Consider the following 11,729-nt stretch of genomic DNA (forward strand, 5'->3'; position numbering starts at 1 on the left):
TTTGGCCGGATGGGCTGCCTGCCCGGTTTCGGAAATTCGGCGCCGAATGGAAATCGGCCGGCATGGGAAAGATTTCATGGGAAGAATCCGGCGGAAGGAGTGGGCGGCTTGAACAAGCGATCGAACGAAGAGAGCGGTGCGAACCTGAAGGCGCCCGTGCAAAGCCCTTTCCGGATCAGCGCATCCTTGGAGGACAACCTGAACCAGCTTGAGGATCGGTTCCGGGGCGACGAAGCGCTGTTCTTTCATCGGCTCGAGATCCGTACCGCGAAGCCGGTGCCGGGCTGTGCGGTTTTCCTCGAGGGACTGGCCAAGCCGGAACGGGTCAGCCAGTTTGTGATTCAGCCCATCCTCGGGTTTGCGGACAACGGAGAAGGGGAGAATCGGGATGTCTTGGAGCTCTTGAAAAGCCGCGCGGTTTCGGTGGGGCGCATCAAGCTGTCCGACGATCCGGATCTCGTTCTGTCGGCATTGCTCTCCGGCGACACGCTCTTGTTCGCAGAGGGCTGCGAGCGGGTGCTCGTCGTTGGAACAGCCGGGAGCAAAACGCGTTCGATTACCGAGCCCGAATCGGAGAAGCTGATCCGCGGTCCGCGCGAGGGCTTCACCGAATCGATCAGCACGAATCTGTCGCTGGTCCGCAAGCGGATCAAGCAGGATAAGCTCAAATTCCTCTACATGGAGATCGGGCAGCGGACCCGGACGAACACCTGCGTGGCGTATCTGGAGGATGTCGCGTCGGACAAAATCGTCCGGGAGCTCATCAAGCGGCTGGAGAGTATCGACATCGACGGCATCCTCGATTCCGGTACCATCCAGGAGCTGATCAAGGATAATCCCTATTCTCCGTTCGACACCGTCGGGTTCACGGAACGGCCGGATGCGGTGGCGGGCAAGCTGCTGGAAGGAAGGGTGGCGATTTTCGTAGACGGCAGTCCGAATGTCCTGACGGTTCCCTTTCTGTTGGTGGAGTACTTTCAAGTGCCTGCGGACTACTACAACAACTACATTCAAACCTCCTTTAACCGGATGATCCGGTTTCTCGGCGCGTTGCTGTCCATCAGCATTCCGGGGATCTATGTGGCGCTCGTTACCTTCAATCAGGAGATGATCCCGACACCGCTTTTGCTCAGCATTTCGGAATCGCGAAGAGGCATTCCCTTTCCCACCATCCTGGAGGCCGTCCTGATGATCGTCATCTTCGAGATTCTGCGGGAGGCCGGAACCCGCATTCCGGCGCCGGTCGGCCAGGCCGTCAGCATCGTCGGCGCTCTGGTTCTGGGCCAGGCCGCCGTCGATGCCCGCATTGTCAGCGCGCCGATGGTCATCGTCGTCGGCCTTACCGGGATTACGGCTTTGCTCACCATCAAGCTGCAGGGTGCGACCATCGTCATCCGCTTCCTTCTGTTGTTCCTGTCATCGTTTATCGGCCTATACGGGTATTTGATGGGGCTGATCGGCCTGCTCATCCACGTGATGAGCCTCCGGTCTTTCGGTGTCGTTTATGCCTCGCCGCTTACGGAAATCAATGCCGAGATGATCGAGGACACCGTGATCCGGTCTCCCTGGTGGGATATGAAGCTCCGCCCGGCCCGCATCGCCTGGAAAAACCGCGTTCGCCAGACGGGAGGGCAAGGGGGGAGGCGGCATTAACCGACTCATTGCCGTGTTGGCCGCCGCTGCGCTGCTGGCTGCAACTCTTACGGGCTGCTGGAGTTACCGGGAATTGGACAGCCTGATGATCGTCAGCGGACTCGCTATTGACAAGGGGGAGCAAGACGGGCAAATCATGCTGACGGTGGAAGTCGTCGACGTGCAGAACAGCAGCAAGAATTCGGCCAACAGCAGCCACGTGATTACCATGACGGGCGATTCCATGTTTAACATTGTCCGGGATTTCATCTCCGTCACCGGCAAGAGGCTCTATTGGAGCCATGCCAAGATCATCATTTTGAGCAAGGAGATTACGAGGGAAGGCGTCAACCGTTATTTGGACTGGTTCGCCCGCGATACGGAGACCCGGGCCGACATGTTCGTGCTGATCGCCGATCACGGAAAGGCGAAGGATATTTTTAATCCCGCTATCGGCAAGCGGCGGATCATTTCCTTTGAAATTGCCGATATTCTCAAAAAAGAAAAGAACCTGGAGCGGGCGCCCATGGTGGAAATCTGGGACATGATCAACCGCATCGAGCGGACCGGCAAATCGCCGACGGCGCCGCTCGTCCGACTGGTTCCGTTTGAGAAGGGTTGGACCGAGCAGGTGGAAGGCTTGGCTGTATTGGAACTCGGCAAATACGTCGGAGATCTGGACGGGGAGCAGACCCTATACTGCTTGTTCGTCAAGGACCTCATCCGGGGGGGAGCTCTCGTTATCGACGGAAAGACCATGAAGAATGCGATCAGCCTGGAAATCGACTCCAGCAAGACCGCCAAATCGCTCGTTTTCAAAAACGGCAAGCCGGTCTTTTTGCTTCGGATCAAAACCGAAGTCAGCCTGGACGAGGTTCGCGAGGAGGAGCCGTTCTACACGAGAAAAGAGCGCGACGAGCTGGAAGCCAGAGCCTCCAAGACGCTGGAGAGGCGGATTTCCGAGCATATCGAACGGGTTCAGAGCCAGTACGGCGCGGATATCTTCGGATTCGGCAACTACATTCACGAGCACCATCCAGAGCTCTGGAAACGATACCGTTCGAACTGGCACGAGGAATTCCGGAAGCTCGACGTCCGGGTCGCAGCGGAGGTCAACGTTAAAAGCACGGGCAAAACCTCGGAGCCGATCAAGGTGGTGGAGTGAGTTGGTTGTGCTGGTATTGGGCATTTACCTCATCCTCGGGCTGTCCGACCCGTACCGGAGGTTTAAAACCGGTAAACGCAAGGATTTCTATGCCTCTGCCATCCTGTATGCAGCCGGTTTTATCCTGGCCCTGCTCATGGCGTTGGACATTCCCATTCCCAGCCCATCTGCACCGCTTCAAAAGATGGTTAAGCTCGTCATCCACAGGTCTGGTTGAGGAAAGGACGGTTCCCGATGGAGCTCAGCAAAACCCAAGCGTTCTGCATCCTGATTCTCTTCCTGGTCGGAACCTCGCTGTTCATGGGCAGCGCCGGAGCCTCGCAGAGCGACAACTGGATCGCCATTCTGATCGGAATGCTGATGGCGTTTCCGTTGATTCTGCTGTATGGAAGGCTCCACCGGCTCTATTCCGGCAAGGACTTGTTTGACATGCTGTTCACGGCGTTCGGCCCGATCTTCGGCCGGATCGTTGCGCTGCTGTATGCCTGGTACGCATTTCATCTCGGATCGCTCGTTCTCCGCAATTTCGGCGAATTTTCCAAATCCGTGTCCATGCCGGAGACCCCGATGCTGGTGCCGATGGGAATGATCGGCCTTCTCTGCATTTGGGTGATCTTCGAAGGGATCAAGGTGTTGGGCCGGTCCGCGCTGATCATCGCTTTCGGCATGGCGTTCGTGTACCTGTTCGTTCAGATCTTGGGGCTGTCCCGGCTGAATCTGCAATTCCTGTTGCCAGTGCTCGAGAATGGCTGGCTTCCGGTAATCAAAGCCGGATTTTCGGCCTGCTCCTTTCCCTTCGCCGAATCGGTGCTGTTTCTCAGCTTATTTCCGTACCTCAAGCAAGGCCGCATGAGCTATAAGGTGATGCTGGGCTGCCTGATCGCCTCTGCGGTCATCATGGTGCTCACCTCGATCCGCAACACGGCCGTGCTCGGGGCGGAGGTCGTCTCCAGCATGTACTTTCCCTCCTATGTGGCCGTCAGCCGGATTTCCGTCGGAGACTTCATCCAGCGGATCGAAGGCTCGGCCGCCGTCGTCTTCGTGTCGGCTCTGTTCGTCAAGGTGAGCATCTGCCTGTACGCGGTAAGCCTGGGCCTTTCTCGGATCTTTAAGCTGTCCTCGTATCGGGTCGTCCTGGTCCCGATCGGGCTGCTGATGATCTACCAATCCTCCTTCATCTACGACAGCATGATGGAAATGACCGATTGGGCCTACGAATATTACCAATATTACGCATTTCCTTTTCAGTGCTTCCTGCCCGTGCTGTTCTGGCTGATCGGCGAGGTGAAGAACCGGCGCGGCCAAGCGCTTAAGTCCGCTTCAAGCGGCGTTTAATTCCCGCCGCCTCAGCCGCCGCCGCGGTTGCCGTTCATCCGCCGCCATCCCGCTCTGCCCGCTCGAGAGAGAAATCTTTCGAGCCTTTTGTATGGAAATGTGATACAACTAGAAGGGCGAGCAAACTTTTTCAAACCCCGCATCGTCTATTCTGTGGGGGGTTGGGGGATGAGCATTCAAGTGGAATGGGACTATCTGAAGTCCATAACGGAGAGCGACGATCGCAAAGCGATCATCGCCGATCTGATGAACTCATATGGAAACGATGTTTGGAATTATGCCTTCAGTATCACACGCAAGCGAGACCTGGCGGACGATATCACGCAGGACGTCTTCCTCAAGGCTTACCGCAGCTTGTTTACGCTGCGCAAGGAAGGCTCTTTGAAGTCCTGGCTGCTGACGATCACGCGGAACACGGCTTACGACTACCGCCGTTCGGCGTTTTTCCGCAAGGTTGTCCTGTTTGAAGCGATCGAAGAGACCGCAGCGGGCAAGTCGGCGGAGGACGAGGTCATGGGCCAATACGCGGTCTCGGAAATATGGGAATTGGTGATGAGGCTCCCGGTTAAATACCGGGAAGTCTTGATTCTATACGGCCACCATCAATTGGCCATGAAGGAGATTGCTGTCATGCTGGGGATTACGGAAGGGGCCGTGAAATCCCGTTTGTTTCACGCCCGTTCCAAAATCATGAAGATGAAGGAGGACCAGTCTCATGAATAACCAACACGATGATTGGTTCAAAGGCCTGGAGCGGGACCCGTTCCCGGAAAAAGGATTTCAACCTGAACTCAAGCGGAGGATCATGAGGGAGATCGACCGCAAGCCGGCGGCGAAGCCCCGTCCCAATTGGCGGCTCGCCGGAATTGCGGCGGCTTGCATGACCGTGGTCTGCCTGCTCGTTCTGTTGCGGGTAGAGCTGTTTCCGAATACTGCGCCTCTGGCGAACAACGCGAGCCTGAATGCCGGCTCGCCGCTGACGGAGGTGCTCGACAAGAAGGAGATCAAGTCCGTGCTGCTGCTCGGACTTAGACAGGATAATGCTGCGGCGAACGAGCAAAATTCCACCTACCGCAGCCTGATGGTGGCCAATCAGAACGGCCAGGTGAAGGCGGTCGCCGCCGGAAACGGCATTCTGGTGCCTTACGGCCAGGTGTTCTGGAAGATCGACAACGCGGCGGACCCCAAGGCGGAGGGCAAGACGCTGCACATCGCCCAAGCGGGAAAAGCCGCGGCGCCGAGTCCGACGGCGATCGGTACGCAAGCCGTTCCGGAAACGAAAGAGCCGGCCGTCCGCGTGGAAAAGCTGCTGTATGCGGGGAACAAGTACTTGTCGCTGGAAACCGGGGATGCGGCCACCGGCTCAAGCGAGCTGTGGAACGTCGATCTGAAGGAATATGCGAACGGAGGCGACCCGCTCTTCTCCCGGCAGAATCTCTCCGAGTTCACCGAAGGCCGGTATTCCTCCGACTCCTGGACGGTTCTGCGCCAGACAGGCAGCTGGAAGGCGGCTGTCCGCTCGGCCGAAACCGGGCTCGAGATCAACCCGAAGAGCAAGCCCCTGACTCCGGCCGGTATTCCGCTCACGTTGGTGAATACCGAGCTGTCGGATCGGCTTGTCAATCACGATACGCTTGACCGTCCCTGGGAAGACATTCTGGCCATCGAGCCGGAGGCGACGGATTCGGTTACTTCGCCGGACCGCGACCTGATGGCCATCTTCACCGACCATTCCATTGAGTTCTTCGAGTTCTCGGCGCAGGCGGGAGACCAACCGCTTCTGACCGTGGCCCGCAACAAAGGCGAGCAGCTGGTGATGGTCCAGTGGGCGCTGGAGAAATACGCTTCCAAGTGGATTCAGGCCGGCGAATCGGAGCTGCTGCCTTAACCTTCCCGAAAGGATGGATGCCATATGACCGCAACCTTGCAGTTGATCCGCCATGCAACGCTCGCGATCTCCTATGGAGGGACCGTGTTCCTCCTCGATCCGATGCTCGACGAGGCCGGCCGTCGGCCTCCGATCGCGGGTTCGGCCAATGACCGGAGGAATCCGCTTGTGGATCTGCCGTTTCCGCTTGCGGAATTGCCGAAGCCGGATGCGCTTCTCGTCACTCACCTACACGCCGATCATTGGGACGAAACGGCGGCCCGCTCGCTCGATCCGGATATCCCGGCGTTCACTCAGCCGGGCGCCGGAGCGGCTTTGCGGCAGGCGGGCTTCCGGCAGGTCCGCGAGGTGGAAGCGTCCGTTCGGATCGGAAGGGTGACCGTCCGCCGAACGGGCGGTCGGCACGGAACCGGCGACATCGGCGAACGGATGGGCGCCGTGTCCGGCTTTGTCCTTACGACGGAGGGAGATCCTTCGCTCTATATCGCCGGAGATACGATCTGGTGCGAGGAAGTGAAGGAGGCGATCGACCGGTACGCTCCGGAATGGATCGTTGTCAACGCCGGAGGCGCCCGCTTCGCGGAAGGCGATCCGATCACCATGGATGAAGAAGATGTCATCCGGTTGGCCGAGTATACGCCGGATAGCCGCATCATCGCCGTCCATATGGATTCGATCAACCACTGCCTCGTCACGCGCGATGCCCTCAGGGCCGCTCTTAAGAGCCGGGGGCTCTCGGATCGGGTGCTTCTGCCCGCGGACGGAGAGAGCGTGACGCTCGGCCTGTCTTGACTTTTCGACAACTCCTGCGGCACAATGGGCATAGAACGCGCGAAGGAAGGGATGCCGCATGGCTCAAAATCAGCAGGTTCAGGAAATGGTGGACGCCATGGCGCGGAGCGGCTGGAGAATCACCGATCAACGCCGAACGCTCGCGCGAATCTTTTCCGAGACGGACGGATATCTGACTCCGAAGGATGTCTACGAGCAGATGCGCGAGACCTATCCCGGGGTGAGCTTCGATACGGTTTACCGCAACCTGCGCATGCTCAGCGAGATGGGCGTACTGGAGCAGGTTTATTTCCAGGAAGGCGGGTTGAAATTCAAGGCAAGCTGTCTCCATCACCACCATCACCATTTAATCTGCGTCAACTGCGAGAAGACGCTGACCTTTGATTATTGCCCGATGGACCAGATGGTTCAGCTGCCGGGCCATTTCCAGATCATGAATCACCGGTTTGAAATTTACGGCCTGTGCGAAGAATGCAGCCGGCAGGCAAGCGGCAAAGAGGGCGTCGCGGCCGGAAACGGATAAGGCTGCCGGAACGCCGCGGAGGGGTTGATCGAATACGATCAACCCCTTCGCTATTTTTTTGTGCAAATTGTGAAACTTGGGACGCCGGTTCGACGTCTTTTTTCATGACAGCGATCCAACGAGGAGGGATATCCCAATGAGCGCGCATTCTCCCTAAAACCAGACCGGCCAAGAAGCGAATAGGTTGTCCAAGGCCCGGGAAGCGGCTCCGGCGTCTTTTGGTCTTGTCGAATATTGTCGAAAAAAGGTTATGGCTTCATTCCTTGCAATAGAGAGAAAAGGAGAGCGACGTTTCATCATGAGCAAGTCTTACCGTTCCACCTCACCCTCCGCCCGCACCGTGCAGGCACGCCGCTCCCATACAGAGGATTCGGCTTCCTCGGGCAGCCGTTCCGGCTCCCTCCGCTATATGGGTGGATTGGATGGCCTGCGGGTCATCGCAGTAGCCGCCGTCATTCTCTATCACCTGAATGAACGGTGGGCCTCCGGCGGCCTGCTCGGTGTGGGGATTTTCTTCGTCCTCTCCGGTTATTTGATTACGGACATCCTCGTTTCCGGTTGGAAGCGAACCGGCACGGTCAAGCTTGGCGTCTTCTGGCTCCGGCGGGCGCGGCGCCTGCTTCCGGCCATGCTCACGGTGGTGGCTGCGGCTCTCGTCTGGACGGCGGCCACTGGCCTTCGCATTCCCTCGCTCTCCGGAGATGCGCTTGCTTCGCTGTTCTATGTCAACAACTGGCGGCTGATCTTCCACCAGGTCTCGTACTTCGAGAGCTTCGGGACGCCGTCGCCGCTCGGTCACCTCTGGTCGCTGGCTGTGGAGGAGCAGTTCTATGTGCTCTGGCCGCTCATTCTGCTGGTTGCGCTCCGGTTGTCGCCCAAGCGCGGCCGCTTGATCGGTCTGACCCTGGTGCTTGCGCTTCTGTCGGCGCTGCTGATGAAGCTGCTGGTCGTTCCCGGGCTGGACCCTAGCCGGGTCTACTACGGAACGGACACCCGCGCCTTCGGTCTGCTGATCGGAGCCGCGCTCGCGGTGATCCGTCCGAGCGGCAGCCTGGGAGCGAAGCCTCTCCGGCCGCGAAAGCGGCTGCTGCTGGAAGCCTCCGGCGCGCTGTCGCTGGCCGGAATCGTGTGGATGATCTTTCATACGGACCAATACAGCGCTTCTCTCTACCCGGGCGGCCTGCTGCTGCTGTCGGTGCTGACCGCGGTATTGATCGGCACCGTCGCCCACCCCATGAGCGGCCTTGGGGCACTGCTCGGATGCCGCCCGCTGCGGTGGCTGGGCAAGCGCTCCTACGGGATTTACCTGTGGCATTATCCGATCATCGTGCTGACCAGTCCGGCCGTCCATACGCAGGGAACCGGTCTGCTCCGCAGCCTTCTTCAGGTGGCGGCGACCCTGATCGCGGCGGCGCTGTCCTACCGATATATCGAAGAACCGATCCGCCACGGAGCGCTTGCCCGCTTGCGGAAGAGCCTCGCCAGCCGCGGCGGCCGGAAGCTGGCGCTGCGCCAGGCGGGCTACCTGGCCCTGGGCTTCTCCTTGTTCTTCGGCTGCGCCTCGCAGCTCGTGCCCGGGGCGCTGGCGAGCGGCTCGGCCTCGCCCGGCCCGGACGTGTCCGCACCGGTATTTTCTCCGGCACCCGCCACCCCGTCGGGAGAGCCGCGGCCGGATAGCCCGCCGCCGTCCGTCACGCCCGGCCGCCCAACCCCAACGGCCTCGGCGGCGGGCGGGACTGCGGTCTCGGCCAAGCCGAGTCCCGGGCGAACTATGGTGCCGTCGCCGTCCATGGCTCCTTCGGCTGCCGGAGGCAAGCCCTCGGCGGGGTATTCTGCACCGCCTGCGGTCTCGGGCTCCGGAGCAGGTAAGCCCGTTACTCCTAAGCCGTCGCCGTCCGCCGTTCCCGAGCATCCCTCGCCGTCCGCTTCGCCGGACTCGTCCGAGATGCCTGCTCCGACGCCGGGCATCGGAACCGGGACGACGGCGATCGGCGATTCGGTTATGCTCGATGCCGAGCCCTTTCTCAAGAAGCTGGTACCGGGAATCGCCGTGGACGGCAAGATTGGCCGGCAGATGTGGGACGCGCAGGACATCGTCGACAGCCTGAAGGCCTCCGGCAAGCTGGGCAACCGGGTCATCTTCAACCTCGGCACCAACGGAGCTTTTACCAAAAAGCAGTTAGTGAAGCTGTTGGATTCCCTCCAGGATGCGGAGCAGGTGATCTTCGTCAACGTGCGTGTCCCCCGGCCCTGGGAAGCAAGCGTTAACTCGATGCTGGCCGGGGTCGTCGGGGACTATCCGAATGCTAAGGTGGTGGACTGGTACGCCGCCAGCGCCGGGCACGACGACTATTTTGCACCGGACGGCGTCCATCTGGAATCGGGCGGCGCCGAAGCCTATGCCAAGCTGGCAATCAAGGGCTTGGATTCCGAGTGAGAAGTGTTCTTTGGTTTCGATTCGCTCTCGGCGGGTAAGTATGCGTGGAAGCGCTGAGCTGCTTACCCTTCAACGAGACCAAGGAGGAATCCGAACATGACAACCCGTAAAATCGCAGGTGTTTTCGATAACGAGACGGACGCGGCAAATGCCATTGAAGACCTCCAGAGACACGGAATCGCCCGAAATGATATTTCCATCGTCGGCAAGAAAAAAGATGAGGTCGGCGAGCTGGCGGACCAGACCGGAACGAAAGCCGTGGAAGGCGCAGCGACCGGCGCGGCCACCGGCGGAGTGCTGGGCGGCGTTGCCGGACTGCTCGCCAGCCTGGGCGCTCTGGCCATCCCCGGGATCGGCCCGATCCTTGCGGCAGGCCCGATCGCCGCTACCCTCACCGGCGCTGCCGTGGGAGCGGGAACCGGCGGCCTGGTCGGCGGCTTGGTCGGCCTTGGCATTCCCGAGGACGAGGCGAAGGAATATGACACCTATGTGAATGAGGGCAAGCTGCTCGTACTGGTGGATGCCGACGAGAACCAAATCCCGCTCGTGCACGACACCTTCCGCACGTACCGTTCCTTGAACTCTCCGCGCTACGAGCACGATTGAGAACGGCCCGCTTCAATCGGTATATGAGAAGAGCCTTCGCCTCCGCGGCGAAGGCTCTTTGCCTAAGGGGATTTCCGGGAAGCGGCTGTCCGAACCTGTCAAACTTTGCTACAATCAAGGAATGTGCCGCTGCCGAACGCTCGGCTTAAAGGAGGGGGGCGGAGCCGTGAAGCCGTTTCAGAAGGTTTACCTCGAGATCGCCAGCGTTTGCAATTTATCTTGCTCCTTTTGCCCGCCGACCTCGCGCCGAGCCGAGTTTGTCGGACCGGACGAATTCCGCCGGAGGCTGCGGGAGGTCAAGCCGTTTACCTCGCTCGTTGCACTGCATGTGAAGGGCGAACCGCTTCTGCATCCCAGGCTCGGGCTTCTGCTGGACATCTGCGCGGAGGAAGGGATGCAGGCGGTCCTTACCACCAACGGAACCCTGATTGCGAAAGCGCGCCCGGCGCTGCTCGGCAAACCGGCGCTCCGGCAGATCAACCTGTCCCTGCACAGCTTCGAAGGAGCCGATCCGGACCGGCTGGCCGCCTACCTCGATCCGCTTCTGGCGTTTGCCGGGGAAGCGGCTTCCCGGGGAACGGCCGTATCGCTTCGGCTTTGGAACGGGGAAGCCTCTGCGGACGGAAGCGGAAGCTGGAATCAAAGCCGGTTGCTGCTCGCGAGGCTAACGGAGCGGTTCCCGGAGGCCGGGGACCTGGAGCGGCCGCTTGCGCCGGGCAGCGGAATCAAGCTGGCGGAGCGCGTGTACTTAAACCGCGATCTGGTCTTCGATTGGCCGTCCTTAAGCGCGCCGGAAGATGACGGAACGGGCTTTTGCCATGGGCTGCGAAGCCACGCCGCCGTTCTGGCCGACGGAACCGTCGTTCCGTGCTGCCTGGACGGCGAGGGCGTCATTGCGCTGGGACAGCTGGGCGAGGCGACCTTCGCCGAGATCTTGGCCTCGGAGCGGGCGCTGCGGCTGAAGGAAGGGTTTTCCCGGCGCCGGGCGGTGGAGGAGCTCTGCCGCAAATGCGGGTACCGGAAGAAATTTGGTTAAACGGAAGCGACAAGCAAGTTTCCGAAACATCGGGAAGGGCTGCTTCGTATTGACATCAGGAATGGAAACGGGGAGGCGAAGAATTTGGACGAAGGGATGCCGGTCGTCTTGTATCAAAAGCTGGAAACCGGTGAGCTGTTTCTTCTGGAAGAGCGGCTCTGGAGCCGGACGATGGTCGCAGCGCTCGATCACGTCAATTATCTGATCGTGGACGGAAGCGAATTCGAAACGGTCGAAGGGCGCTTAAACGTGGACGAAGGCAAGCTGGAGCTGCTGCTCGTTTCCGTCAAGCATGGCTGAAGTGAAGCTGGAGGG

12 protein-coding genes are annotated in these 11,729 nt (G+C 60.0%); all 12 read left to right on the forward strand.

The genetic code is table 11. The features are described 5' to 3' along the window. Positions 1-108 precede the first annotated feature (108 nt). The 12 genes from ACSEXS_RS07730 (at position 109) to ACSEXS_RS07785 (ending at position 11,714) form a co-directional block, all read left to right on the forward strand. Positions 109-1,653: a spore germination protein gene (locus ACSEXS_RS07730; RefSeq protein ID WP_438432582.1), complete on the forward strand. Its 1,545-nt coding sequence runs from the start codon at positions 109-111 to the stop codon at positions 1,651-1,653. Positions 1,654-1,666: 13 nt separating this feature from the next. Further along, on the forward strand, positions 1,667-2,797 hold the full coding sequence (locus tag ACSEXS_RS07735) for a Ger(x)C family spore germination protein (RefSeq protein ID WP_438432583.1): 1,131 nt from the start codon (positions 1,667-1,669) through the stop codon (positions 2,795-2,797). Between the two features lies 1 nt (position 2,798). Further along, on the forward strand, positions 2,799-3,014 hold the full coding sequence (locus tag ACSEXS_RS07740; RefSeq protein WP_438432584.1) for a hypothetical protein: 216 nt from the start codon (positions 2,799-2,801) through the stop codon (positions 3,012-3,014). Positions 3,015-3,031: 17 nt separating this feature from the next. Further along, a complete protein-coding gene (locus ACSEXS_RS07745; RefSeq protein ID WP_438432585.1) occupies positions 3,032-4,132 on the forward strand; it encodes a GerAB/ArcD/ProY family transporter in 1,101 nt (366 codons plus the stop codon). 168 nt (positions 4,133-4,300) lie between these two features. Beyond that, positions 4,301-4,855 (forward strand): RNA polymerase sigma factor, encoded by a 555-nt coding sequence (locus tag ACSEXS_RS07750; protein ID WP_438432586.1) that lies wholly within the window; start codon positions 4,301-4,303, stop codon positions 4,853-4,855. Beyond that, entirely contained in the window at positions 4,848-6,020 is a 1,173-nt protein-coding gene (locus ACSEXS_RS07755) for a hypothetical protein (RefSeq protein ID WP_438432587.1), read from the forward strand. Before ACSEXS_RS07750 ends, ACSEXS_RS07755 begins: the two co-directional genes overlap by 8 nt. 24 nt (positions 6,021-6,044) lie before the next feature. After that, positions 6,045-6,812, forward strand: a complete 768-nt coding sequence (locus ACSEXS_RS07760; protein WP_438432588.1) for an MBL fold metallo-hydrolase — start codon at positions 6,045-6,047, stop codon at positions 6,810-6,812. A gap of 58 nt (positions 6,813-6,870) precedes the next feature. Beyond that, positions 6,871-7,335, forward strand: coding sequence for a Fur family transcriptional regulator (locus ACSEXS_RS07765; protein ID WP_438432589.1), 465 nt, complete (start codon positions 6,871-6,873; stop codon positions 7,333-7,335). Between the two features lie 298 nt (positions 7,336-7,633). Next, positions 7,634-9,772, forward strand: coding sequence for an acyltransferase family protein (locus tag ACSEXS_RS07770; RefSeq protein ID WP_438432590.1), 2,139 nt, complete (start codon positions 7,634-7,636; stop codon positions 9,770-9,772). Between the two features lie 96 nt (positions 9,773-9,868). Further along, positions 9,869-10,378 carry a general stress protein gene (locus ACSEXS_RS07775; protein WP_438432591.1) on the forward strand — a complete coding sequence of 170 codons (510 nt, stop codon included), beginning with the start codon at positions 9,869-9,871 and terminating at the stop codon, positions 10,376-10,378. A 166-nt stretch (positions 10,379-10,544) separates the two neighbouring features. Further along, positions 10,545-11,414, forward strand: coding sequence for a radical SAM/SPASM domain-containing protein (locus ACSEXS_RS07780; RefSeq protein WP_438432592.1), 870 nt, complete (start codon positions 10,545-10,547; stop codon positions 11,412-11,414). A gap of 84 nt (positions 11,415-11,498) precedes the next feature. After that, positions 11,499-11,714 carry a hypothetical protein gene (locus ACSEXS_RS07785; RefSeq protein WP_438432593.1) on the forward strand — a complete coding sequence of 72 codons (216 nt, stop codon included), beginning with the start codon at positions 11,499-11,501 and terminating at the stop codon, positions 11,712-11,714. Positions 11,715-11,729 lie beyond the last annotated feature (15 nt).

It is taken from the genome of Gorillibacterium terrae (assembly GCF_051594785.1).
Classification (GTDB): domain Bacteria; phylum Bacillota; class Bacilli; order Paenibacillales; family NBRC-103111; genus Gorillibacterium.

Excerpts from the sequence above, each read along its gene's own strand:
- ACSEXS_RS07745 (WP_438432585.1), top strand. The coding sequence starts at position 3,032 with ATGGAGCTCAGCAAAACCCAAGCGTTCTGCATCCTGATTCTCTTCCTG.
- ACSEXS_RS07750 (WP_438432586.1), top strand. The coding sequence starts at position 4,301 with ATGAGCATTCAAGTGGAATGGGACTATCTGAAGTCCATAACGGAGAGC.
- ACSEXS_RS07755 (WP_438432587.1), top strand. The coding sequence starts at position 4,848 with ATGAATAACCAACACGATGATTGGTTCAAAGGCCTGGAGCGGGACCCG.
- ACSEXS_RS07760 (WP_438432588.1), top strand. The coding sequence starts at position 6,045 with ATGACCGCAACCTTGCAGTTGATCCGCCATGCAACGCTCGCGATCTCC.
- ACSEXS_RS07765 (WP_438432589.1), top strand. The coding sequence starts at position 6,871 with ATGGCTCAAAATCAGCAGGTTCAGGAAATGGTGGACGCCATGGCGCGG.
- ACSEXS_RS07770 (WP_438432590.1), top strand. The coding sequence starts at position 7,634 with ATGAGCAAGTCTTACCGTTCCACCTCACCCTCCGCCCGCACCGTGCAG.
- ACSEXS_RS07775 (WP_438432591.1), top strand. The coding sequence starts at position 9,869 with ATGACAACCCGTAAAATCGCAGGTGTTTTCGATAACGAGACGGACGCG.